The sequence below is a fragment of the Saliphagus sp. LR7 genome, assembly GCF_003344565.1.
Classification (GTDB): Archaea; Halobacteriota; Halobacteria; order Halobacteriales; family Natrialbaceae; genus Saliphagus; species Saliphagus infecundisoli.
Window position 1 is genome coordinate 47,211 of sequence record NZ_QPND01000007.1, and the last position, 23,643, is coordinate 70,853.

The 23,643-nt window shown below is 68.9% G+C and carries 24 protein-coding genes and 1 tRNA gene; 10 read left to right on the forward strand and 15 right to left on the reverse strand.

Translation table 11 applies throughout. The features are described 5' to 3' along the window. Nucleotides 1-51: 51 nt before the first annotated feature. The 8 genes from aceB to DVH23_RS11300 all read right to left on the reverse strand — a co-directional run bounded on the left by aceB (nucleotide 52) and on the right by DVH23_RS11300 (nucleotide 7,769). Nucleotides 52-1,356 (reverse strand): malate synthase AceB, encoded by a 1,305-nt coding sequence (aceB, locus tag DVH23_RS11265; RefSeq protein WP_114577535.1) that lies wholly within the window; start codon nucleotides 1,354-1,356, stop codon nucleotides 52-54. 948 nt (nucleotides 1,357-2,304) lie between these two features. Further along, on the reverse strand, nucleotides 2,305-3,387 hold the full coding sequence (locus DVH23_RS11270; protein WP_114577536.1) for a glutamate--cysteine ligase: 1,083 nt from the start codon (nucleotides 3,385-3,387) through the stop codon (nucleotides 2,305-2,307). 46 nt (nucleotides 3,388-3,433) lie between these two features. Beyond that, nucleotides 3,434-4,069, reverse strand: a complete 636-nt coding sequence (locus DVH23_RS11275) for a fibrillarin-like rRNA/tRNA 2'-O-methyltransferase (RefSeq protein WP_114577537.1) — start codon at nucleotides 4,067-4,069, stop codon at nucleotides 3,434-3,436. Further along, nucleotides 4,062-4,916 carry an NOP5/NOP56 family protein gene (locus DVH23_RS11280; protein WP_114577538.1) on the reverse strand — a complete coding sequence of 285 codons (855 nt, stop codon included), beginning with the start codon at nucleotides 4,914-4,916 and terminating at the stop codon, nucleotides 4,062-4,064. The genes DVH23_RS11275 and DVH23_RS11280 overlap by 8 nt, the downstream gene beginning before the upstream one ends. 39 nt (nucleotides 4,917-4,955) lie before the next feature. Continuing rightward, nucleotides 4,956-6,077 carry a DUF63 family protein gene (locus DVH23_RS11285; protein ID WP_114577539.1) on the reverse strand — a complete coding sequence of 374 codons (1,122 nt, stop codon included), beginning with the start codon at nucleotides 6,075-6,077 and terminating at the stop codon, nucleotides 4,956-4,958. A gap of 72 nt (nucleotides 6,078-6,149) precedes the next feature. Beyond that, complete coding sequence (locus tag DVH23_RS11290) at nucleotides 6,150-6,959, reverse strand: inositol monophosphatase (protein ID WP_114577540.1); 810 nt, start codon at nucleotides 6,957-6,959, stop codon at nucleotides 6,150-6,152. A gap of 165 nt (nucleotides 6,960-7,124) precedes the next feature. Beyond that, nucleotides 7,125-7,207: transfer RNA gene (locus DVH23_RS11295), tRNA-Leu, on the reverse strand. A gap of 67 nt (nucleotides 7,208-7,274) precedes the next feature. Beyond that, nucleotides 7,275-7,769: a DUF309 domain-containing protein gene (locus DVH23_RS11300; RefSeq protein WP_114577541.1), complete on the reverse strand. Its 495-nt coding sequence runs from the start codon at nucleotides 7,767-7,769 to the stop codon at nucleotides 7,275-7,277. Between the two features lie 107 nt (nucleotides 7,770-7,876). Between DVH23_RS11300 and DVH23_RS11305 the strand changes: the two genes are divergently transcribed. From DVH23_RS11305 to DVH23_RS11325, 5 genes are all read left to right on the forward strand, one after another. Then, a complete protein-coding gene (locus DVH23_RS11305; RefSeq protein ID WP_114577542.1) occupies nucleotides 7,877-8,692 on the forward strand; it encodes a succinylglutamate desuccinylase/aspartoacylase family protein in 816 nt (271 codons plus the stop codon). A 56-nt stretch (nucleotides 8,693-8,748) separates the two neighbouring features. Continuing rightward, the gene (locus tag DVH23_RS11310) at nucleotides 8,749-8,880 is read left to right on the forward strand and encodes a transporter (protein ID WP_114577543.1); all 132 of its coding nucleotides are present in this window, start codon (nucleotides 8,749-8,751) and stop codon (nucleotides 8,878-8,880) included. A 71-nt stretch (nucleotides 8,881-8,951) separates the two neighbouring features. Then, nucleotides 8,952-9,968 (forward strand): tyrosine--tRNA ligase, encoded by a 1,017-nt coding sequence (locus DVH23_RS11315; protein WP_114577544.1) that lies wholly within the window; start codon nucleotides 8,952-8,954, stop codon nucleotides 9,966-9,968. Next, nucleotides 9,969-10,523 carry a DUF6663 family protein gene (locus DVH23_RS11320; RefSeq protein WP_114577545.1) on the forward strand — a complete coding sequence of 185 codons (555 nt, stop codon included), beginning with the start codon at nucleotides 9,969-9,971 and terminating at the stop codon, nucleotides 10,521-10,523. Between the two features lie 25 nt (nucleotides 10,524-10,548). Further along, a complete protein-coding gene (locus tag DVH23_RS11325) occupies nucleotides 10,549-11,487 on the forward strand; it encodes a biotin--[acetyl-CoA-carboxylase] ligase (protein ID WP_114577546.1) in 939 nt (312 codons plus the stop codon). On the opposite strand, the gene DVH23_RS11330 is transcribed toward DVH23_RS11325, so the two are convergent. The 3 genes from DVH23_RS11330 to DVH23_RS11340 form a co-directional block, all read right to left on the reverse strand. Beyond that, on the reverse strand, nucleotides 11,488-11,967 hold the full coding sequence (locus DVH23_RS11330; RefSeq protein ID WP_114577547.1) for a universal stress protein: 480 nt from the start codon (nucleotides 11,965-11,967) through the stop codon (nucleotides 11,488-11,490). Nucleotides 11,968-12,046: 79 nt separating this feature from the next. Then, nucleotides 12,047-13,069, reverse strand: a complete 1,023-nt coding sequence (locus tag DVH23_RS11335; RefSeq protein ID WP_114577548.1) for an amidohydrolase family protein — start codon at nucleotides 13,067-13,069, stop codon at nucleotides 12,047-12,049. A 46-nt stretch (nucleotides 13,070-13,115) separates the two neighbouring features. Further along, entirely contained in the window at nucleotides 13,116-14,342 is a 1,227-nt protein-coding gene (locus DVH23_RS11340; protein WP_114577549.1) for an HD domain-containing protein, read from the reverse strand. A gap of 279 nt (nucleotides 14,343-14,621) precedes the next feature. Between DVH23_RS11340 and DVH23_RS11345 the strand changes: the two genes are divergently transcribed. Together DVH23_RS11345 and DVH23_RS11350 are read left to right on the forward strand one after the other, a co-directional pair. Beyond that, a complete protein-coding gene (locus DVH23_RS11345) occupies nucleotides 14,622-15,782 on the forward strand; it encodes a glycosyltransferase family 2 protein (RefSeq protein ID WP_114577695.1) in 1,161 nt (386 codons plus the stop codon). Beyond that, on the forward strand, nucleotides 15,775-16,908 hold the full coding sequence (locus DVH23_RS11350) for a glycosyltransferase family 4 protein (RefSeq protein ID WP_114577550.1): 1,134 nt from the start codon (nucleotides 15,775-15,777) through the stop codon (nucleotides 16,906-16,908). Before DVH23_RS11345 ends, DVH23_RS11350 begins: the two co-directional genes overlap by 8 nt. Nucleotides 16,909-16,948: 40 nt before the next feature. On the opposite strand, the gene DVH23_RS11355 is transcribed toward DVH23_RS11350, so the two are convergent. The 3 genes from DVH23_RS11355 to DVH23_RS11365 form a co-directional block, all read right to left on the reverse strand. Then, on the reverse strand, nucleotides 16,949-17,296 hold the full coding sequence (locus tag DVH23_RS11355) for a winged helix-turn-helix domain-containing protein (protein ID WP_114577551.1): 348 nt from the start codon (nucleotides 17,294-17,296) through the stop codon (nucleotides 16,949-16,951). A gap of 238 nt (nucleotides 17,297-17,534) precedes the next feature. Continuing rightward, on the reverse strand, nucleotides 17,535-18,356 hold the full coding sequence (gene otsB / locus DVH23_RS11360) for a trehalose-phosphatase (RefSeq protein ID WP_114577552.1): 822 nt from the start codon (nucleotides 18,354-18,356) through the stop codon (nucleotides 17,535-17,537). After that, on the reverse strand, nucleotides 18,356-19,954 hold the full coding sequence (locus tag DVH23_RS11365; protein ID WP_114577553.1) for a trehalose-6-phosphate synthase: 1,599 nt from the start codon (nucleotides 19,952-19,954) through the stop codon (nucleotides 18,356-18,358). The genes otsB and DVH23_RS11365 overlap by 1 nt, the downstream gene beginning before the upstream one ends. Nucleotides 19,955-20,099: 145 nt before the next feature. On the opposite strand from DVH23_RS11365, the gene DVH23_RS11370 reads away from it, so the two are divergent. The 3 genes from DVH23_RS11370 (at nucleotide 20,100) to DVH23_RS11380 (ending at nucleotide 22,660) form a co-directional block, all read left to right on the forward strand. Then, nucleotides 20,100-21,218 carry a Xaa-Pro peptidase family protein gene (locus DVH23_RS11370; RefSeq protein WP_114577554.1) on the forward strand — a complete coding sequence of 373 codons (1,119 nt, stop codon included), beginning with the start codon at nucleotides 20,100-20,102 and terminating at the stop codon, nucleotides 21,216-21,218. Nucleotides 21,219-21,309: 91 nt separating this feature from the next. After that, the gene (locus tag DVH23_RS11375) at nucleotides 21,310-21,954 is read left to right on the forward strand and encodes a proteasome subunit alpha (RefSeq protein WP_114577555.1); all 645 of its coding nucleotides are present in this window, start codon (nucleotides 21,310-21,312) and stop codon (nucleotides 21,952-21,954) included. Nucleotide 21,955: 1 nt separating this feature from the next. Continuing rightward, complete coding sequence (locus tag DVH23_RS11380) at nucleotides 21,956-22,660, forward strand: archaeal proteasome endopeptidase complex subunit alpha (RefSeq protein WP_114577556.1); 705 nt, start codon at nucleotides 21,956-21,958, stop codon at nucleotides 22,658-22,660. On the opposite strand, the gene DVH23_RS11385 is transcribed toward DVH23_RS11380, so the two are convergent. Then, nucleotides 22,657-23,610 (reverse strand): ArsR family transcriptional regulator, encoded by a 954-nt coding sequence (locus tag DVH23_RS11385; RefSeq protein ID WP_114577557.1) that lies wholly within the window; start codon nucleotides 23,608-23,610, stop codon nucleotides 22,657-22,659. The genes DVH23_RS11380 and DVH23_RS11385 overlap by 4 nt on opposite strands. Nucleotides 23,611-23,643: the final 33 nt, after the last annotated feature.

The following is a 23,643-nucleotide window of genomic DNA, read 5'->3' on the forward strand; positions in this document are numbered from 1 at the left end:
GGCGCGACTCCCGCCTCCCCCGAACCGGCCGGCTGCTGCTGACGCCCGCGCTCAGACGTCGAGGTCCAGCGCCCGCTCGACGACCTCCGGTCCGTACCGCTCCTTGAGTTCGTCGTGCTGGTCGGGCCGGTGTTCGTGGACGTCCCGGAACAGTGCGATGGGCGTCCCCGCGGCCTGGTAGGTCGCCTCGTCCCACATCCGGTCGGTGCTGATCTCGACTTCGATCCCGTCGACGACCAACGTGGCCGACTGGGTCATGGCGATGGCGCCCCTGCCGGCCTCCTTTGCGGCCTCGAACTCCGCCATCGAATCGACGATGTCGTCCATGCTCGGGACGTACGAGACCATCTCGACCAGCCGTTCCCGTAACTGCTCCTCGTCGAGTTCGTGGATTTCACCACCTTCCTCGAGACGGTACATCCCCTCGTCGAGCTCCTCGAGGCCCAGTTCGGTGCCGTCGTAGGCCTGCCCTCCCTCGACGTCGTCCAGTTCGACCTCGGACCCGCCGACGTCGAGGAGCCAGCGTTCGGTTTCTGGCGGCAACGGCCCCTCGTTGGCCTCGACGACCTGGCCCGGCGTGAGCGACCAGATCCCGATCATGCCTTTCGCCCGGTTTTCCTCCATCCGGGCGTGGTAGCCCTCTACGTTGCGGATGTCGTCGTATGGACCATCGACGGCGATCAGTCCCGCGGCGCTCGCCCCCCGCGAGGTGTTGTGGCGGAGTTCGGGCCACGCCGGCAGCTCGCCGGTCGGCGTCATCGCGCGCATGTCCTTGGTGTAGTCGACCTCGCCGTCGACGAGCATGAAGAGCCGCTCTAAGTTGTTCGAGGGGTTGCCCATCTCCTCGCGGAGGTCTCCGAGGGCCAACTCGGCGGCCCCGCTCTCGACGATGACCGACATCGAGAGGCTGCCCTCCTCGAGCCCGTGTTCGGATTCGATGATCGTGAAGAACTCGTCGGCTTTCTTCCAGTCGTCTATATCGCCGACCTCGGGGATGACGAACCCGTCGACGTGTTCGACGGCCCCCGCCTCCGGGTCCGCGATCCGGAGCATCTGCTGGAACCCCTCGTACCGGGTCGAGGGATCGTCCCTGTGCCAGACGATGCGCGGGTGGATCTCGCCGGGGAACTCCTCTCCGTGTTCGGAGACGACCTCGACGATGTTCTCGACTCCCTCCTCGCGCATCGAGGGCGCCGTCGCGTCCTCGTTGTCCGGAATCCAGGCGTCGGGTGCCTGCATTCCTCGAAGCTGTGACGCGCTCCGTAACATCTTCGCCGAATCGTCTCCCTCGACGGCCGTCGGCGAGGTGAAAAACGTTCGGACGAACTCCCGTTGGTACTGACGTCTACTGCTCATCCTGTGTCGGATACACAACTCGATCGAGCCATTATAACTCTTTTCGTGCCCTCGACGTTCCGTTCCGGCGTGTCTCGCGGCGTTCCAATGGGCTTTCATTTCCCGTTAGAAAACACATGGCCGGCCCGAGCACGGGAACCGGAGCAGGGATCGGCTTCGAAACTCCCGAAACCCTCCCCACTCGGCGGGCAAAACGGAGAGTGAGGGTCCCAGTAGCGATCCGCGGGCGGCCCCATGTTCTCTAATAGAGAATTGACTCGATCGTTCCCGGAGACGGTCCCACCGCAAACCCGTTCCGCTCAGGAGCGCGTGTCCGGGGCCGCATCGACCACTCCTTTTCAACGATCCTGGATTTACTGACCTATGTTTGTAATCCCTACTGGCTGTGTCCCAGTCGGTCCCGAGTGGTCTCGAGAGACGAGAGGAGCGTAAACGGAACGTGTCCGGTAGAGCGGCTATCGGTGGCTTCCAGAATTCTCTATCAGTGAATCCTTCGATCCGATCGTTTTGAGACGGTTGCCACGCGCGCTGGTGAGACAGTCTCCGGATCCGGTATACCGATCTACCGTTCCTATAGAATTTGAATGTTGATCGAATAAAATATGAATCTGAATCGATTGGTCGTCTATCGGACCGTCAACGGATCTCAGAACCCGATTATAAGGTCGATATATTGGCTATTGGGGAACTACAGGAGTGTTTTGAGCTGGTAGAACGGTTCCCTGTTATCAACAAAGAAATCCAATAGGTTTATTTATTAGTCAGGATATTTTTATAACTAGGATGCGGCCATGCCATCCAAAACGAGGGTTATGTCTGATTCTACTATCCCCATCGAATGCACTTCGGCTGGATCGGACGGTCGACGTACGGTAGTAGGTGCATTCCGACCCGGGACGGAGTGTGCTCGACGCTCGCCCGTCCGTGACGCTCCCGATACCTCGGGTTCTACTCGCCGGTCTCGAGGTCCAGCGACGCACAGAGCACGTCGTCACTTTCCTCGCGGAGTCGGCGCTGACGAGTCGCGCCGCTCTCGCGGTCGTGGACCTCTCGAATGCCGGAGATTCCAAGCCGATCGCACTCCCGCTCGACGACCTCGCCCAGCGAGACGGTCCCTGACAGGTCGCGGTCGATGAAGGTCGCGTCGTGGCCGTGGCGGATCGCGCGCCACTTGTTCTCGTCGAGGAGTTCGCGGCGATGGTCCCTCGAGGGGACGCCGTCGTCGTAGTCGTCGGCTAACGCCTCGACGAGCGCGTGGGTGTACTCGACGAACGCGAGGACGACGTCGGGGTCGGCCTGGCCGTCGGGCGCCCGGATCTCGACGGTGCCGTGGCCGGTGTGGGGTCGGACGTCGTACCAGAGTTCCCCCCGGTCCTCGATCGCGTCGCTCTCGACCATCAGGCGCTCGAAGGCGTCGAACGCCTCGAAGTCCTCGAAGTGGGTCGGCATCCCCGTATTGGGCAGCGCCTCGAAGATCTTCGCGCGGGCGGACTCGAGCCCGGTGTCGAACCCACACCAATAGGGCGAGTTCACCGACAGCGCGAGCATGATCGGCATGTACCACCGCAACTCGTTTGCGATCCAGACCGCCTTGTCGGCGTCGTCGACTCCGACGTGGACGTGGATCCCAGCGGTCGTGTTTCTGTGCTGGGGGTACTGGATCCGATCGAGCTGGGAGCGATAGCGTGGTTTCTCGGCGTGCTCGAGCTCGCGCCAGTTCGCCAGCGGATGCAGTCCCGCTGCGGCGATCCCGAACCCCTGGGAGCCGGCGTGATCGACCAGGGCCTCCCGGATCGAGAGCAGGGCCTCGCGGGCGTCCTCGGGACGCTCGATGACTGGCGTCTGGGTCTCGATCACGAACTTGAACAGCTCGTGGTCGAGACGGTCCTCGAGAATCTCGGGGGGTTCGCTCTCGTAGACGAGTTCGTCGGTTCCGCTCGTGGGCCGGCCCCGCTCGTCGACGACGAAACACTCCTCCTCGATCCCGAGCGTGCCCATCCGCGTGAACGCCTCCGGCGACCCCCGTTCCATCGTCCGGAATCTCCCGCCGACGGTAAATAACGGTTTGGAGTCCGCGTCAGCGCGGGCTGGCGACCACGCCCAGATGGTCGTCGTGGTAGTCGTCGAGGCGACTCCGTTCGAGGACCTCGTACTCCTCTTCGAGTTCCTCGAGGACCTCCTTGAAGACGGCTTCGGGACCGCGGGTGACGTCCTCGCTTCTGGCCTTCACCGAAAGCAGGAGCCGGCCATCGTCGGCGAGGAATCGGCGGTTCAACCGGGCGACCCGGGCCTGGCCGCGGGTGGCGACGTCCTGGACGACGGCGTCGAGTCCAGCCTCGACGACGTGGGCGTACGTCTCGGGCTTGCGGGCGTCCTTGAGAAGCGGGAACAGCCGCGGCCGGGAATCGGCGACCGAGAGGAGGTCGCGTGCGGGCCGGGCCGCGAACTCGACGGCGTAGGTCGGCCCCGCGAAGTCGGCGACGTGACTCACTGTAGTGCCGCTTGCAGCACCCAGGTACAACACTCGATCGCCGCCCGAGAGCCCGACGTCCATCCCGAGTTCGATCATCGCGCCGAGCTTCGACCGATCGGGGTCCCAGGCGCGCCACTCGCCGTCGGTGGGTTCGCCGTAGACGGCCTCACCGCGGGTCGCGAGCCGTTTGCGCCCGTCGATCTCCCGGCGTTCGACGCCCTCGGGGAGGGTCTCACTCATGGCCGTCCCCCTCGGGTCCGTCCCCGGCGCGCGCCTGGATCGTCTCGATGCGCTCGGCGAGGTCGGCCTCGAGTTCCGGCCGTCGGTCGCCCGAGTAGTGATCGATCCGCGCGGCGATCGAGAGCTTGCCGGCGAGGGCCCGCGCCGCGGAACCGCGATCCTCGGGACGCGTCCCCCGGACGGCGTCGTGGGTGTAGATGACGCCGTGTTTCGGCGAGGTGGCCTGTCCCCGGAGGTGGGCGAACAGCGCGTCCTCGGCGCCGAGCACCTGGACCGTGCCACTGGGTTTCTTCGCCAGCGATTCGAGTCCGCCCGCCAGCGAACAGAGCCGCGCGGCGAGGACGGGTCCCGCGAGCGCCGCGAGATTGGGGGTAACGGAGGCCGCCAGCCGCTCGACGTCGTCCTCGAGACGGTCGGCCTCGTCGGCCAGATCGACGACCCGATCGGCGAGCGACCGGACCGCAGGATCGGCGGGACCGGACTCGCCCGCGACGACCGTGCGGGCGTACTCGACGCCGGTCCCGCCCTCGTCGACCGAACTGCCCCACTCCGCGAGGCGTTCGGCGAGTTCGTTCGAGAGCCGGCGGCAGTCGTCCATCGCCCGAACCATGTGGATCAGCCGGCGGTCGTCGGCGACCTCGCGCTCGGCGACGGCGGCTCGGGTCGCCGCGAGCGTCGCCCCGTGGAGCGCGTCGTAGTACTCTTCCGTATCGGCCGCGAACCCCGTCTCGACGGCTGCGGCCGGCCAGTCGCGGGGCTCGTCGGCACGCCCGTCGGTGATGGCCGCGCGGGCGCCCTCGAGATCCCCGGGCTCGACGTCCCGGAACCAGCCCTCGGACTCCTTCATGGACCTCCTTGCCGGCCGAGGCGGATTAACCCCCGCGGTCTACACGCCGAAGGTCGCCCGGAGCATGTCCCGGGTGCCGGGGCCGAGGCCGACGGCGACGACGGTCACCATCAGGAGGTAGGCGAGACGCGGACTCTCCTCGAAGAACCGGGCGTCGAACACCCGGACGATGAGGACGGCCGCGGCGATCTTGACGAGCAGGAACGGCCAGGCCTGGCCGGTGACGGCGACGACGTCGGCGGGGAGCAGCCGGCCGGTGTAGTCGACGATCGCCGCGTTGATCGGGTGTTTCGGGACGAGGTTCGCGGGCAGGCCGAGCGCGGTCGCCCAGTCGAGGCCGACGACGTTCGCGACGCCGTCGACCGCGTGGGCCCAGATGACGACGATCCCCATGTAGCGGGTCCCGTAGTTGGTCTCGGGCGCGTAGGTCTCTATGGCCCACCACGTGATCGCGGTGACGGCGCTCGCCCCGACGAGGACGACCAGCGGGATCAGCGGGTGGAACGTCGAGTAGGGTTCGGTCGCCGCGACGTAGCTCAGGTAGGCAATCGTCCCGACCAGGAGCGTCGTCCCGATCCCCGCAAGCGGGTACTCGTAGCCCTCGACGTACCCCTTCCGGTCGGCGATGACTGCGATCGCCGCCGCCGCGAGCGCGACGAAAAAGACCGTGAAGTAGATCAGCGGGCTGATCAAGAATCCGGAGTAGGGCATCGGGATCGCCAGCTCCCCCGTTCGGGCGAAGGCGGTCGCGTTCGCGTCCTCGACGACCCGGAGTGCCCCCCCGAACAGCATGAACGGGAAGAGGGCGAAAAAGCCCGCCCGGTAGCGATCGACGTCGTAGCGCCTGATCAGAAAGAGGATACCGACGAGCAGGAGCAACAGCGTCGGTACGTAACCCGCGTACGAGACGACGGTGTACCCCGGGGAGGCCGTCGGCCCGGTCGTCTCGGGGCCACACTCAACTGCCGCGCCGCCGTTCCAGGCGACACACGACCAGCTGTGGGCGTCGGCGACGACCGGACCCCAGTAGTACTGCCAGACGAAATCGACGTAGACCCGCTGGGGGAAGGCGACGATCCCGACGACCAGGGCCGTCGCCGCCGCGATGACGACCGCGACCCAGAGACGCACCGGGCCGACGCGATCGACGAACTCGTTCATGCCCGATACCCCGTCGTACGACCGTTTTATGGTTCCGATCCTGTGGCGCTGGCGGCGGATCGCGAGTCGGTCCTACCGCACCTCGTCGGTCGCGCGAGCCGCCGCGAGCGCCTCTCCGTGGATCCCCTCGGCGCCATTGGTCGCGACGAGCCCCCTGCTGTCGTGGCGCCAGGGCTCGCCCGCGAGATCCGTGACCCGTCCCCCCGCTTCCCGGATCATGTGGACGCCGGCGACGGTGTCCCAGGGGTGGGCGTAGACGTTCGAGATCGTTCCCTCCAGCGCCCCCGAGGCGACCATCGCGAGCGTCGCCTGCCCGCAGCCAAAGCGGCGCATGTCGTCGAAGCGCTCGACGATCTCCCGGCAGGCAACGGCGTACTCCTCGCGACGATCCCGTTCCCACCAGAACGTCGGCGACAGCGTGGCGAGTTCGGGATCGTCGACGGCCGAGACGGACATCGCCTCGCCGTTTCGGGTGGCACCCTCCGGACCCGACAGATATCGGTCTTCGAGCGCGGGAAAGACCGAGGCGCCCGCGATCGGTTCGCCGTCGCGGACGACGCCGATCGCGGTCCCGAAGACGGGGATCCCCCGGACGTAGTTGTTCGTGCCGTCGATGGGATCGACGATCCAGGCGGGGCCCGACTCGGGGACCTCCTTCGGGGTGCCCTCCTCCTCGCCGACGACCGTCTCCCCCGGATACTCGGCCTCGATCGCCTCGACGACGGCGGTCTGGGCGTCCCGGTCTGCCTGGGTGACCGCGTCGGTCTTCCCGTCCTTGTAGTCGATCGCGAGTTCGGCCCGGTAGGACTCGAGGGCGATCTCGCTCCCGATCTCGGCCGCCCGGCGGGCGACCTCGATCCGTGGTTCGCGCGTGTCGCTCATGTCGGCGACAAATGGGACCAACCGTCAAAGCCCTGTGGTTGTCTCGGCAGGCCTGGGCTGTCGATCCGGTCGGTAGCCGTCGCTTTCCGGGTTCGATCAGTAGTTTGCGAGGGCAAGAGGTGCGCTCTCTTGCCGCATCGCGGCGCGTCGGCGCGCCTCGTGCGATGCGAGGGGAGGGAATCGAACCCACGAACTCCTACGAGAGCGGATCTTGAGTCCGCCGCCGTTGGCCGCTTGGCTACCCTCGCACGCGGCCGTCCGTTGGGTCGAATCACGGTTAAGTGCCCCGGTTTCCACTCTCTCGCGCTTCGATCTCTACTCGAGACCCGCCGCGTACTCGTAGTCGGCCTCCCGGGCGGCCGGATGGTCGCCGTCGAGTTCGATCCGCCAGCCCTCGAGGGTCGCCGGCTCGGCCAGCGCCTCCGAGAGCGTGGCCCGGACGTCGGTTACGTCCACACCGTAGTAGTCGTCGGGTACGCCCTGGAGGTACTGGAGGGCGGTCTCGAACAGCGAGCGCATCCCGGTATCGTCGCCGAAGTCGAAGTGCTTGTAGGCGCCCGCGGCGACCTGGACCATCCCGTGGAGGAAGGCGCTTTCCGTGGTGCCCCGGCCGTAGTTGTACCACTCGGCCTCGAAGCAGTCGTGGGACTCGTGGAACGCGCCGTCGTTGTAGAGGGCGACGCCGCGGACGACCGAAAGCCGGAGCGTGCCGTGTTCCCACCCGTTTGACGGGCCCCTGCCGGCGTCCCAGCCGGCGGGATTACCCGATGTCGGCGGCCCGACGGACTCCTCGCGGGTGTGGTCGTTCACGGACGGACCTTCGGACTCCACCTACGTAACCGGCACGCCGGGAACCGAGGGTGACGGGAAGTCGCCGAATCGAACCGCCTTTCAACCGGCTCGACCTACGTCCGGCGATGAAAGTCGCCAAACTCGGGTCGGGCCACCCCGAGATCGCGGTCGTCGCCGGGGTTCACGGCGACGAGCCCTGTGGCGTCCGGGCGATCGAACGCCTGCTCGACGACGACCCCGCCGTCAGCCGGCCGGTGAAGCTGATCGTCGCCAACGAGGAGGCCCTCGAACGACGGGTCCGCTTTCTTGACGAGGACCTGAACCGGGCCTTTCCCGGCGACCCCGACGCCGACACCCACGAGGGTCGCCTCGCCGCGGAACTCGCGGCCGAACTCGAGAACTGTCTGACGTTCTCGATGCACTCGACCCAGAGCCACGCCGAGCCGTTCGCCATCGTCAACGGGCTGGGCGACCGTGCGAGGGAGATCTGCCCCCGGCTTCCGATCACCGCGATCGTGGATTCGGGTCCGTTCGCCGCGGGTCGGCTCTTTACCGCCGTCGAGACGATCGAGGTCGAGTGTGGTCTCCAGGGAAGCGAGACCGCGGCGGAGAACGCGGACCGACTGACCCGGGCGTTCCTGACCGCCGTCGGCGCCCTGCCGGGGGACACCGTCCGGCGGGACGTTCCGGTCTTCCGGCTCGTCGATCGGCTCTCGAAGGGCCACGCGGAGAACTACGAGGTCTTCGTCGAGAACTTCACCCGGGTCGACGCCGGCGAGGCGTTCGCGGCCGCCGACGGCGAGGCCCGAACCGCCGAGGAGCCGTTCTACCCGGTGCTGGTCTCTCCGTACGGCTACAGCGACGTCTTCGGCTACGCCGCCCGGAGAGTCGAGGTCGATCTCGCGGAGGGGACGGCGGAGTCGGCGACGGTTCGTGACTGACCGCCGGCTGGCGATGCTTGCAACAGGATTACCCCTCCGGGCGCCAACCATCGGTCATGGTACGCATCTCGACCGTCGTATTGCTGGCCGGCGTCGTATTCCTGTTCCTCCCGGAGCCGATCACATCGCTCCTCGGGGCCGCCGTCATCCTGACGGGGCTCGTCCTGCGGGTGCTTACGGACGCGTGACCGCGCCGGTGCGACCGGCGTGGTAACGCGATTCGCAAACGCCTAAATCCTTCCCCCGGCACCGTACCTACATGACCACCGACACGGCCGGCTCCGAGGGTTCCTCGGGAACCGACCCCGCCGAGTTGATCACGAGAAACGTCGCCGAGGCCGTCACGAGTGAGGAGGTCGAGGCGCTCGCGGCCGACCCCGCGGGCAAGCGCGCCTACGTCGGCTACGAGCCCTCCGGCGTGCTCCACGTCGGCCACCTGCTGACCGCGAACAAGCTCATCGACCTCCAGCGGGCGGGAATGGAAGTCGTCGTCCTGCTCGCGGACGTCCACGCCTACCTCAACGGCAAGGGAAGCTTCGAGGAGATCCGCGAGACCGCAGAACGGATGAAAGCCCAGTTTCTGGCCTACGGCCTCGACGAGGAAAACACCGAGTTCGTCTACGGCTCGTCCTACCAACTCGAGGAGGACTACGGCCTCGACCTCCACGCCCTTGAGCTCGAGACCTCGCTGAATCGCGCCCAGCGCGCGATGGCCGAGCTCCAGGGCGGCGAAACCCCGAGAGTGAGCCACGTCGTCTACCCACTGATGCAAGCCCTGGACATCGAGTACCTCGACCTCGACCTCGCGGTCGGCGGCATCGACCAGCGCAAGGTTCACATGCTCGCCCGCGAGACGCTGCCCGAACTGGGCTACGAGGCCCGGCCCTGTCTGCACACCCCGATCGTCGCCGACCTCACCACGGGGGAGGGAAAGATGTCCTCGAGCGCGGGGGTGACGATCTCGATGGCGGACTCGACGGAGGAGTTAGAGGAGAAGGTCAACTCGGCCTTTTGCCCGCCGACGCGCGACCCGGAGGGCGACCTCGAGAACCCGGTCCTCGAACTGTTCGAGTACCACGTCTTCCCCCGGTTCTCGGAAGTCGTCGTGGAGCGCCCCGAGGAGTACGGCGGCGACCTCGAGTACGGGAGCTACGAGGACCTTGCGGCTGATCTGGAAAGCGGCGAACTCCATCCCGCCGACGCGAAGGGCGCGCTCGCGGCCTCCCTCGACGAACTGATCGAACCCGGCCGGGCGAAGCTCCGGGAGCTCGAGTAGATGGCGGCGACCGAAGGCCGGTTTCGCGTTCTCCCGGGCCGCGACGACGACGAATGGCTGCTCTTAGACGTCGAGTCGGCGGACCCGACGTACGTCCCCCGAGAGAGCGCGCCCGACCTCGCGTCGGGTAATCGGATCGAGGCGACGCTGGACTGGTCGGGCGACGAGCCTGCGATCGCCGACTGGACGGTCCTCACCGACACTCGGTTTCGCTTTCTCCGCACCCGCGAGCCGATCTTCGAGGCCGCCGAGACCTGCTTCGAGGCCGCGCGCTCGGCGGGCGACGCGATGAACGCCAGAGTGACCCAGGACACCGACGGTCGGGCCAACGGTGTCGTCTACACCTTCGCCGACCAGTCCGGCCAGCGCGATCTCTTTGCCGAGTTCCGCGACGGCGAGAAACCCATCGAGCCGCTCGTCGCGCGGGCAGCCGAGGACGAGGAGCCGCCGTTTTCGGTCTGGGTCATCGATCCCGAGGAGCCGTTCGTCGTCGTCTTCATCGTCCTCGACCCCGAGGGCCTCCTAGCGGAGACGATGGCGGAGACGTACCTCTGAAGTGGGTCCTCCTCGTTCCCCCGCCATGAACGACACGCGACGGGCGATCCTCGACGCGCTCGCTGCGGGACCGGTCTCGGGACCGGAACTCTCCGAGCGCCTGGCGGTCTCCCGGGCGGCGATCTGGAAGCACGTCGAGGCCCTCCGGGAGGCAGGGTTCGAGGTCGAGAGCGGGTCGGAGGGGTACGTCCTCGAGTCGGTCCCCGACTACAACGGACCGGCCCTCGAGTACGGCCTCGACGCCCCGTTCGCGGTGGAGTACCACGATTCGCTCCCGAGCACGAACGCCCGCGCCCGCGAGCTCGCGGCGGAAGGGGCGACCGACGCGGTCGTCGTCGCGGACGAACAGACCGGCGGCCGGGGGCGCCTCGACCGGGGGTGGTCCTCGCCGCCGGGCGGGATCTGGCTCTCCATGCTCTCGCGGCCCTCGATCGCACCCGCGCGGGCCCCCCTCTACACGCTCGCGGGCGCGGTCGCGACCGCACGAGCCGTCCGCTCTGCGGGCGTCGATGCCCGGATCAAGTGGCCCAACGACGTAGTCCTCACGGGAGACGAGTCGACCGACTACCGCAAGCTCGCGGGCGTACTCACGGAGATGGAAGGCGAGGCCGACCGGATCGGGTGGCTGATCGTCGGCGTCGGACTCAACGCGAACGTCGACTCCGGCGAACTGCCCGAGGGAGCGACGACGCTTCGGGAACTGGTCGGCGACGTCGATCGACGGGCCGTCGTCCACGAACTCCTCTCGGAGTTCGACGCGCTCCGGGGGGATCTCGAGGGCGTCGTCCCCGCGTGGCGCGAACTGACGGCGACGATCGGGAGGCGCGTCCGGGTCGACGCGCCGGGGGGCGCGGTCGTCGGCCGGGCGGTCGACGTCACCGACTCCGGAGGGTTGGTGATCGAGACGGGCGAACGGAGAGAGACGGTCGCGGCGGGCGACTGCGAGCACCTCCGGCCCGTCTGATCACTCGACGGCGGCCTCGACGCCCGCGGCGGCTTCCTCGTAGCTCTCGTCGCCGACGCGGACGGTGAGGACGGGCACGGGCGACGACCGCACCACGCGTTCGGCGACGCTGCCGAGCAGGAGCCGGTCGATTCCGCCCCGGCCGTGGGTTCCCATTACGACGAGATCGCAGCGATCGGGGGCCGCCTGCTCGACGATCACCCGACTCGGCGATCCCTCGACGACGCTGGTCTCGGCTTCGACCCCGCGCGCTTCGGCCATCTCCTCGACGCGATCGACCGCGGACTGGCCCTCCTCCCGGAGGGCGTCGCTGATCCCGTCCCAGGCGGTCTCCATCGGGAGCCCGCCGTAGCTCGCCGCGTTGACGACGTAGATCGCTTTGACCGTCGCTCCGTGGGTCGCGGCGAGCTCGAGGGCGTACTCGACGGCGCGCTCGCCCTCCCTCGAGCCGTCCGTTGGAACCAGGATCCGATCGTACATGCGCTATCGTGTGACATACGACCGGAACCGTAATAATTGTATCGTGTGTTCGCATGGTCCCACCGGCCACGCCCGCCGGTCACGCCGGGGGCGCGTGGACCGCCCGGACGTCGTCGACGCCCGCACGCCTGACGATCGCCCGGATCGGGTCTCGAGCGCCCGCGAGGTTGTCCGAGTCGCCGTCGATGACCATCACGGCGGCCCGTTCGCCCGCCTCGATCGGGCCGTAGTCGAGTCCGGCGATCTCGGCCCCGTTGACGGTCGCCATCCGGAGGATCTCGCGGGCGGGGAGTTCCGAACACTTCGCCGTGAACTCCATCTCCCGGAACATCGAGGGGGAGTTGAGCATCACGTTGTCGGTCCCGAGCGCGAGGGTCGTTCTGGAAGCGAGTTCCTCGAAGGGCGCGAGCCCGACGCCGGTGACGAGGTTCGAGCGCGGACAGCAGACGACCGGAACCGACTCGCGCTCGATCCGTTCGAGATGTTCGTGCTCGGGGTGGACGACGTGGACCAGATAGGCGGGATCGAGGTCGAGCGCGGGCGTCAGGTCGCTGGGATCGCCCTCGCCAGCGTGGATCGCAAACGGTTTGTCGGCCTCGCGGGCCGCGGCCCGCTCGCGGTCGAAGTCGGCGTCGTTGGCGCCGCTGGCGCCGAACCCGTCGCCTGCCTCCATCGCCTCGATCGACTCCCGGGCGTAGGCGATGGCCTCGATGTCGATCCCCTCGGCCGCCTCCCGGAGGACCGATACCCCTTCGACGCCGCCCTCCCGGAAATCCATGAACGCAGCCGTCCCGCCCTCGCGCATGAATCGCAGCGACCGGCGGATCGAGGCGACCAGTTCCTCGCGAGAGGCCGCCCGCAGAAGGCGGTGTTTGAGCCCGTCGGGCGGGGCGACGAGTTCTTCCAGGGTGAGGCCGCCGCCGGCTTCCTTCGCGATCGAGTCCCCGACGTGGGTGTGGGCGTTGACGAACGCGGGCGAGACGATGTCGGTCGATTCCACCGACTCCTCCTCGAGCTGCTCGATCCGGCCGTTTTCGATCACGAGCCGGCCCTCGATCGCCTCGAGGTCGCGGCCCCGGAGGATCGTTCCGGAGAGTTCCATGCCGGGCGTTTCACGTCCGCCCCCTTGACTGGCTCGCCTTCGGGTCCTACTCGGCGAACTGATCCAGGGTCGCGTACAGCCCGTCGCGGGTCTCGCTCACCAGTGGCCCGTCGATCTCCAAGCCCAGAGTCCGGACCGCGGCGTGGCCGACGCGCTCGCGGACCTCGGGGGGCGAGTAGACCCCGAGGCGCCACTGGGAGTACTGGGCCGCCCGGAGCGCGTCCACGAGGGCGGACTGGCGCCCGAGCCGGCGGATCTCGCCGTTGACCACGACGCGGGACGTCGATTCGGTCATCGAGGGCCGGTCGGGAACGTCGACGATCACCTCGTCGGGGGAGACGCCGGCCTCCCCGGCGATCTCTCCTTCGAACTCCCGGATCGAGTCGTGATCGGCCTCGATGATCCCGCCGGGAACGTCGTCGATCTCGGCCCAGACGGCCCGCTTGTAGAGCTCGCGGTGGTCGAGCCGGCGCGCGAACGTCTCGGTCTCGTCGGTGCGGCGAAGCGAGACGATCAGGTCGTGGTCGTCCATCCGGGCGACCCGCTCGGCCTCGACCGCCCCCGAGTCGATCAGCCCCTCGACCGCACACCTGAGCATGGCCTTCGCGATCCGGGCGGCGCTGTGGTTGTACACCGTCGGGTTCATCAGCGCGCGGGCGACCAGCAGGCTCTCGGCGGTCTGGACGTTGCCCTCGCCGAGGACGAGCTCGCCGTCGACGAAGGTCAGTTCGCGAACGAGCCGGCCGTGGTCGATCGTGCCGTAGGGGACGCCGGTGTGATGGGCGTCCCGGACGAGGTAGTCCATCCGATCCACGTCGAGCTCCCCCGAGACGAGCTGGCCGAACCGCCCCTTGCCGGCGACGAGGCCGGCGACTGCCGCGGGATCGAGGCCGTGGTCCTCCAGGATCGCCGCGACCTCCCCCGAGGCGAGCAGGTCGCCGACATCGTCGTGGTAGCGGCCGGTCTCGCGGTGGACGACCCCCTCGACGTTGTGGCTGAAGGGGCCGTGGCCGACGTCGTGGAGCAGGGCCGCGGCCTCGACGCGGGTCGCTTGCCGTCCGTCGATTCCGAGCTGCTCCAAGGCCTCGCAGGCGAGGTGGTAGACTCCCAGACTGTGCTCGAAGCGGGTGTGGTTCGCGGAGGGATAGACCAGCGACACCGTCCCCAACTGGGCGATCCCACGCAGGCGCTGGACCGTCGGGGTATCGAGCAGTTCGCGGGCGATCCCCTCGACGGCGATGTGGTCGTGGACGCTGTCCTTGATGACCTTCATTGCCGGGCGTTTGGGCCCGTTGCTACAAAAACCGTCGTCCGACTCGAGGGGGATCGACGACCGGCGCCGCGGCGGACGGCGACGTCGCGGGTGGCGAAAAGCGCAGTTCTCTTAAGAGTGGGCGGGCTGGTCGGGAGTAATGAAGGTTCCGTGGCGATCGGTCGGCTCCGAGGTGGCCGACCGTGGGGAGGGCGGTCGCGCCCGCCGTCGGCCACGCGGGATCGCCGCGAGAACGGGAGAGGAGACGTGGACGGAACCGAGTCGTCGCGCTCAACGCCGATGATCGAGACCGTCCTGATCGCGGTCCTCGGGGCCTCCTCGCTGCTGGCCGCCCACTCCTACGTCCTCTACCCGCTCGCTCTCTACGGATTCGTCGCCGCCGGCCGGGGATCGAACCCGGACCGAACCGGCGACCTCCCCACCGTTTCGCTCGTCGTCGCGGCCTACAACGAGGAGGAGGTGATCGCCGAGAAAATAGAGAACAGCCTGGAGCTCGACTACCCCGAGGACCGACTCGAGATCGTCGTCTTCTCGGACGCCTCGACCGACCGAACCGACGAGATCGTTCGCTCCTACGAGGACAGCGGGGTCTCCCTCCTGCGGATCGAGGGACGGGTCGGAAAAACCGAGTGCCAGAACCGCGCGGTCGCCGCGACCGACGGCGAGGTGATCGTCTTCTCGGACGCCAACAGCATGTACGAACCCGACGCGATCCGGCACCTCGTCGCCGGCTTCGGCGAGGGCGTCGGCTGTGTCGCCGGCGAACTCCAGTACCGGGACGAAAGCGAGGTCGAAGGGGAGTCGATGTACTGGCGCTACGAGTCGTGGATCAAGGGCCTGGAGTCGGCGTTTCATTCGACGGTGACGGGCAACGGCTCGATCTACGCCGTCCGCCGGTCGGCGTACGTCCCCCTCCCCGCCGAGGCGATCAGCGACTTCGCCGAACCCTTGGCGATCGTGGGCGAAGGCGGGCGGATCGCGTACGAACCCGACGCGGTCGCCTGGGAGGACACCGGAACCTCGGTCGGGGAGGAACTCGGCCGACGAAGCCGGATCGTCACCCGATCCTGGCACACCGTCGCGAGCTACGCCCACCTCCTGAACCCCCTCTCGTACCCGACGTTCGCGTTCCAGCTCTGGTCGCACAAGGTGCTGCGGTGGCTCACGCCGGTCTTTCTCGGAGCCATCCTCGTCTCGACGCTCGGGCTCGTCGCCGTCTCGCCGTCCCCGCTTTCCGTCGCCGTCCTCGGCGCCCAACTCGTCTGCTACGGGCTCGCGGCGGCCGGCGCCGCCCTCGACCGGGCGGGACGGGAGACCCCGACGGTCGTCCACGTCCCCTACTACTTCCTGGTCGCCAATTACGGGATGGCAAGGGGTCTCGCGAACTTCCTGCACGGGCGAAACATCGTGACCTGGGAGACGGTGAGCCGCGATGACTGAGATCGTCCACCTCACGTCGGTCCACCAGCCGTTCGATCCACGGATCTTCCACAAGCAACTCCGGAGCATCGCGGGAGCGGGCTACGAGGCGACGCTGATCGCCCACCACGAACGGTCGCTCGTCCGCGACGGGATCACCGTGCTCTCGGTCGGCGACCCCGACACCCGCGAGGAGCGCTGGCGGAACCTAGGCCGACTCTACCGGGCCGCCAGGGACCGCGAGGCCGCTCTCTATCACTGCCATGACCCCGAACTGCTCCCGATCGCCGTCGCCCTTTCGATGACGACGGACGCCGCGGTCGTCTACGACGTCCACGAGGACTACGCCGACGCGATCCGCGTCCGCGAGTGGATCCCACCATCCCTGAAGTCGCCCCTCGCCGAGACGTTCCCGGTGGTCCAGTCGCTGCTGACCGACCGCCTCGACCTCGTCGTCACCGCCGACGACGCCACCCGCGATCGGATCGCTGCCCGGAGCTCCTCGCCCGTGGTTTCGGTCAGGAACTTCCCGCGTGTCGGGGACAGCGAGATCGGCGCCCCGCCGGCCTCCAGGGAGGCCGAGTACGTCCTGACCTACGTCGGCGGTCTCGACCGCGAGCGTGGCCTGCTCGCGATGCTTCGAACCCTCGCGGACCTCCGGGAGCGGGGGATCGACGCCGAACTCTGGTTGCTCGGCCCGTTCCAGGACGACGCGATCGAGGCCCGTGCCCGAACGCTGATGGCCGACCGCGGGATCGAGAGCCACGTTCGGCTCTTCGGCTACGTCGATTACGACCGGATCTTCTCCTACCTCGCCGCAGCCGACGTCGGCCTCCTGCTGGCCGACGAGGACCGGTTCGCCCGGAACGTGCCGACGAAGTTCTTCGAGTACCTCTACTGTCGACTCCCGGTCGCTATGACTGACGTCCCCTCGCTCCGACCGTACCGGAGCGACGAGTACGCGACGGTTGTTCCCGAGGACGAAGAGCCGACCGACGCCATCGCCGACCTGCTGGCCGACCCCGACCGACGGGCGGAGATGGGCGAGTCCGGTCGCCGAAAGGTCATCGCGGAGTACAGCTGGGAAGCCGAAAAAGAACGGCTGCTCGCCGCCTACCGGCGGATCCTCCGGGACACCGATCGGTAGACGTCTCGCTCATCGAGGACCACGCCGAGTTACTCGCCGCTCACTCCTCGTCGTCCTCGTCGCCCCGAACGAACCCCGCCTCGGCCTCCCGGGCCTCGACGGTCGCGCGGGCGTCGGGACCCTCGATCAGCTCCTCGAAGTCCTCGACCTCGCCGTACTTCTCTCGGTAGACGAGGGCGGCTTTCCCCTTGTGGGTGATTTCGTACAGTCCCGAGCGTTCGGCCGGGCCGACCTTCGAGACCAGCCCGTAATCCTCGAGCACCGGCAACCGGGTGTTGATGTTCTTCCGGCTCTTTCCGGTGTGGGCCGCCAGGTTCGTTGCGACGTTCCGTCCCCGGGACTCGAGCGCCTCGAGGATGAGGAAGTCGGTGGGTTGTCGGAGTCTCACGCGCGTTCACACTCGCTATTCGGTTTACATTTCCGACGGGAACTAAGCCTTTCGGCCGCTCTATCTGGGGGCTATTTCTATCGGAAATTATAAGGCGGGCGGGCCCGTCCGTTCGGACGGGTGGACGCGAGCCCGTACGGAGACCGACCCGTGCAACCGATCCCCCACCACGTCGTTGCCACGACGGCATCTCACCGCTCCGTCCAACCCACACCCCCCACCGTTTCACCACGTCCGTTCACCGCACGGACGTCGGCTCGTCGAGGAGGCTGGTCCCCGTCCCCGCGAGCCACGCGAGCAGTTCGGTGACCGCCGCGGGCGACTCCACCCGACAGGAGGCCGCCGAGTCGCCGCTGCCGACGTAGACGCCGACGTCCTCGGGTTCTAGCTCCCGGAACGCCGACTCGTCGGTGACGTCGTCGCCGAGGTAGACGACGGCGGTTCCCTCCGGCGCCGACCGCTCTAAGAGCCGCACGGCCTCGCCTTTCCCCCAGGAGACCGACGGCGAGAACTCGACGATCCGCTTGCCCCGCGAGGTCTCGAGACGGCCGCCCGCGAGCCGGTCGACGACGTCCTCGACGGTCGCGTACACCCGTTCGCGGGCCGGCTCGGGGACCGAGCGAACGTGGACGGTGCCCGTCAGGCGTTTGTTCTCGATCCGGTAGTTCGGGATCGGCCCGAGAGCGGCCTCGAGGGTTTCCGACACCCGACCGACCAGCGACGCGCGCTTGCGGGCGATCGGGTGGACGGCGAGTTCGCCCTCGCGGTAGAGTTCCAGTCCGTGGTTGCCGGCGTAGGTGATCGGCAGCGAGAGGCGCTGTCGGATGTCGGTCAGTGCCCGGCCGGTGACGACCGCAGTCGTCACCGCGGGGTCGGCGGCGAGGGCCTCGACGGCCGCACGATTCCCGTCCGCCATCGCCGCGGCGCCGGGCTCCTCGACGATCGGTGCGAGGGTCCCGTCGAAATCCAGACAGACGAGGAGGTGGGAAGCGCCGCGGATACCCTCCCGGAGGCCGGCGATCGACTCCTCTACGCGTGCGGTCGGCTCCGGCGTCGCCATCACTCCGGGTCCGAGAGCGGGGAGTCGGAAAACGGTCCCGGTTCCGCCGCGGAGTCGGTTTCCGAGCCCGGTCCCGGGCGACCGCCGTCGCGGTCGGCACCGTCGTTCCGACAGCGGGCGATCTCGTCGAACTGGCGGTCCATCCACCACTCGAGATCGTGATCGAAGACGTGCTCGCGCAGCCGGTCCATCCGGGCGGTTCGCTCGGCCTCGGGCGCGCTCAGGGCCTCGTCGATCGTCGCCGCGAACGAGTCGGTGGCCGCCGGGTCAATCGTGTAGACGTCCTCGCCCAACACCTCGGTCGCGCCCGCGCGTTCGCTCAGGACGAGCGCGCCGCCGTCGACGCTCGCGGCGACGTACTCCTGGGAGACGAGGTTCATCCCGTCGAGGAGGGGGCTGACGATCATCGCGTCGGCGTACCGATAGAGCGCACAGAGTTCCTCCTGGGAGAAGAACTCCTCGGTGTAGACGATCGGGCGCCAGTCGTCGGTGCCAAAGCGGTCGTTGATCCGGGCGACCTCGCTCCGGACCCGTTCCCCGAGGTCGCGGTAGGCGGGGATGTCGGTCCGGCTCGGTGTCCCCTTCTGGACGAACGTGAACTCCCCGCGCCAGCGGGGGTACTCCGCGAGCAGTTCCTCGATGGCCGCTAGCCGTTCGGGGATCCCTTTCGTGTAGTCGAGGCGATCGACGCCGACGGCGACCGTCGCCTCCGTCGGGAGGTCGTAGCGTTCTTTCAGACGCTCCCACTGCGAGCGATCGACCGCCCGGGAGCGCTCGTCGTAGCTCTCGGCGTCGACGCCCATCGGAGTGGCGACGACGCGGGTCTCGCCGTCCCCGTGGCCGACGATGGCGGTCTCGCGGTCGACGCTCGCCCCGGGAACGAACTCCTCGACGCAGTCGAGGAACGTCGCGACGTAGGACTCGACGTGAAAGCCCAGCAGGTCGTTGCCCAGCAGTCCCTCCAGCAGTTCGCGACCGTCGGGCACCGCCCGGAAGGCGCCGGCTCGAGGCCAGGGGATGTGCCAGAACTGGGCGACGGTCGTCTCGGGGGGGACGGCCTCGCTCACCATCGCGGGCGCGAGCCCGAGGTGGTAGTCCTGGAGCCAGACGACGGACTCCTCGTCTGCGTGGTCTACGATCGCGTCGGCGAACTCCCGGTTGACGTGGCGATACCAGTCGCGGTCCTCGGGGCGGTGGTCGATCAGGTCGACGAACTCGTGACAGATCGGCCAGAGCACCCGGTTGCTGAAGCCGTAGTAGTAGCCCTCGACGGCCGCCTCGGGGAGCCAGACCCGCTGGAGGGTGTAGGACTCCTCGCCGGGCGGGACCGCGACCCGTCCCTCGTCGTCGGCGACCTCTCGGTCTGCCTCGCCGTCGCCCCACGCGATCCACGTCCCGCCCGAACTCGAGACGACGGGATCGAGCCCCGCGGTCAGTCCGCCGGTGGGGGCGTCGACCTCGATTCCACCGTCCTCGCCGTACTCGTGGCGATAGGGCTGGCGGTTCGACGCCACGACGAGCCGTCCGGGTGCTCGCGGGGTCTCGCCGTCCTCCCGATCCTCGCTTTCCGACCGGGCCGTCGCCTCGTCAGGAGCCATTCGATCCACCCAACAGGTCCCCGACGGGTGCGTTGTCCCCCTGCATCGTCATGGCTCTCATACCGGTCCCAGGCCATTGAATCTACCCCCTCCGACGACGCCGCGGCCGGGGGATTGACCTTCCACGCGCGCCAACGTGAAGCGCATGTCCGATCCGTTCGAGCGCCGCCTCGCCGCCTGCCGGGAGCGCCTCGCGGCCGACGCCCTCGTACTCTCGCCGGGACCGAACCTGACCTACCTCACGGGGTTCGCCGAATCGCCATCCGAACGCCACCTGTTCCTGATCGTCCCTCGCGAGGGAGAGCCCGCCTTCGTCGCCCCCCGGATGTACGCCGCTGAGCTCGCCGAGACTCCGGTCGCCGACCGACGGCTCTACGGCGACGGCGAGGAACCGACCGCGCTGGTCGAGAGCGTCCTCGCCGACAGCGGGCTCGCCGGGGGCCCCACTCGCCTGCTCGTGGAGGACCGGATGTGGGCGCGCTTTACGGAGGATCTCCGCTCGCTCCCGGGCATCCGAATCGACGGACTGGCGAGCGCGATCGTCGAACCGCTCCGGATCCGCAAGGACGAGGCCGAACTCGCGGCCCTGCGGCGGGCCGGGAGGGTCGCAGACCGGGTCGCCAGCGAGATCCGCGAGCGCGGGGAGGGCGTGGTGGGAACCACCGAACGCGACCTCGCTCGCGAGGTCGACCGCCTGCTCGTCGAGGAGGGCGGCCTCGAACCCGCCTTCGGGACGGTCGTCGCCGCCGGCGAGAACGGCGCCCGCCCTCACCACGGCCCCGGCGACCGCGAGATCCGGGCGGGCGAGCCCGTCGTCATGGACTTCGGCGCGTTCGTCGGCTGGGACGGTCCCAGCGGCCCCCAGTACCCGGGCGATCAGACCCGGACGGTCGCCTTCGGCGGGGAGCCGACTCCCGACTACCGGAATGTCCACGAGGTCGTCGCCCGAGCCCAGGAGGCCGCCGTCGAGCGCGTCGAGCCGGGCGTCGCCGCGAGCGACGTCGATCGCGCCGCCCGCGACGTGATCGAGGAGGCGGGCTACGGCGACGCCTTCGTCCACCGGACGGGCCACGGCGTCGGCCTCGAAGTTCACGAACCGCCCTACATCGCGGCGGGCAACGATCGCCGGCTCGAGGAGGGGATGGTTTTTTCGGTCGAGCCGGGGATCTACCTCGAGGGCGAGTTCGGCGTCCGGATCGAGGACCTCGTGGTCGTCACGGATGAGGGCTGTGAGCGGCTGAACGACTCGCCCCGGGGCTGGTAGGGGAGGTTCGTGCGGCCGACGATTCGTACACCCCGACGACTCAAGGATATTTTAGCGATCGTTGATCCCGTTCCGGCCGCTCCCTTCTCCCATGCGATCGGAACTCGAGGAGTTCGGTGGAATCGACGACGGAACGGAACCGACGGGAATCGAGACCGGGACCACCATCGTCGCCGTCGCCGGGAGCGAGGGAGCGGTGCTCGCGGCCGACCGGCGGGCGAGCCTCGGCGGTCGGCTCGTGACCAACCGGTCGGTCCGGAAGATCGAACCCGTCGCCGAGCGCGCGGCGCTCGCCTTCTCCGGCACCGTCGGTGGCGCCCAGGCCTTCCTTCGGGGCCTGCGGGCCCACCGCCGGCGCTACGAGCAGCGCCACGGCGAGGCGAGCGTGGAAACGATCGCGACGGTGGCCGGCCGGCTGATCGCCGAGGGGGGATTCGGCGTCGGGCTCCTGCTGGCGGGCGTCGATCGGGACGAAAGCGGCCCCACGCCGGCAGTCTACGAGATCGACCCCGCGGGCGGCGTCCTCGCCACGGAGTACGCCGCGAGCGGCAGCGGGACCCAACTCGCCTACGGCGCCCTCGAGGGAAGCGTCGATACCGGCGGGACGCCGGAAGCGATCGAGGAGACGGCCATCGGGGCGGTCCGGGCGGCGAGCGAGCGCGACGCCGTCAGCGGTGACGGGGTGACGGTCGCCCGGCTCTCCGGGGCGGGCGTCTCGATCGAGGAGGTGGCCTGAGATGGAGCCCGACCGGCAGGCCTACGACCGCGGCCAGACGATCTTCTCGCCGGACGGTCGGCTTTACCAGGTCGAGTACGCCCGGGAGGCCGTCTCGCGCGGGTCGCCGAGCGTCGGCGTCCGGACGGCCGAGGGACCCGTCCTGGCCGCCCGGCGGCCGCTCCGTTCGCCGCTGATCGAGCCCGAGTCGGTCGCAAAGATCCACGAGATCGACGACCACGCCGCCGTCGCGGCCGCGGGCCACGCCGCCGACGCTCGGCGGCTCGTGGAGGTCGGCCGCGAGGCGGCCACCGGCCACCGCATCCGGTACGACGAGCCGATCGGGACCGACGCGCTCGCGCGGGCGGTCGCCGACCACGTTCAGGAACACACACAAACCGGGGGCTCCCGTCCCTACGGTACTGCCCTGCTCGTCGCCGGCACCGACGGAGGACTGTTCGAGGTCGATCCCGGCGGGACGGTCGCGGGCTGGCGTGCCGGCGCGATCGGAGCCGACGCCAGGGAGGTCCGCTCTGTCCTCGCAGAGGGCCTCGAGGACGAACCCGGAACGCTCGACCGCGGGATCGAACTCGCGCTCGGGGCTCTCGCACGCGAGGACTCGCTCGAACCCGAGGAGGTGGCCGTCGCGACCCCCGACGCCGGGGAGCCCGCTACCTTCTCCCGGCTGTCGTCCGCGGAGATCGACCGGTTCACGCCGGCGAGCTAACTGCGGTCGGTCCGCTGGACCTCCCGGACAGCGAGGTCGCGGTCGACGTAGAGCGCGAGGCTGTCGCCGGCGAGATCGGCGACGACGCGGACACAGAGGGGTTCTTCGGAGAGTATCGATTCCGTCCACTCGCTCCCGACGTTCCAGATGGGACGATCCCCGACGTCGCGACCGTGATCGTGGTAGAAGGCGACGACGGCCGGGTGGTCCATGACGGCGAGCGTGACGGGTGCCCGGAGACCGTGGCCACACTGGTCACACGAGAACGCGGCCTGAACCCGGTCGGCGTCCGCGTGGTCCTCGACGCCCGCTCTCGCGGCCGATCCGTCCCGCACCTCGCCGGCGGGAACGACCTCGCGCTCGACGTGCCCGCCACACTCCGGACAGCGCCCGTCGGCGAAGGCGGCCAGGCGGTGACGGTGGTGGCGGTCGAACGCCTCGGGCACCTCCCCGCCGTCGGCCAGCCCGGCCGGCACCGCAAGCGAGAGGATCGGCTGGCTGCAGGCCTCACACCCGATCGCGAGGACGCCGTCGCTCGACTCTCCGGAGAGCCCCGCCTCGCCACAGCGGGGACAGGGCTCCCCGACCGGGACCGAGCGGTCGGATCGGGGGGCGTACGTCCCGGCCGCGAGCGCGCGGGCGACTTCCCGGCCCGCGTGGGTGAGTTCGTACCCCGCGCCGTGTCGGCCGTCCGCCGATTCGCCGGAGCCGTCCCCGGTCTCCACCTTTCGCAGGTAGAGTCCTACGAGGGCGTCGAGGTGATACGAAAAGCCCGCGGTCGTCTCCGCGTCGCTTTCGGCGAACAGCTCCGAGAACCGTGCCGGGGTCCGGTCCTCGGCCTCCCGCCGGCCCATCGCCTCAACGACCTCGATTCTGGCCTCGTTGGCGAGGGCGCCGAAGGCGTCGCTCGCCGGGAGGGAGTCGCCGGCCAACGCCTCGTTCGTCGACATCGCCGGCTCTTGGGCCCGAACGGCAAAGTAGAT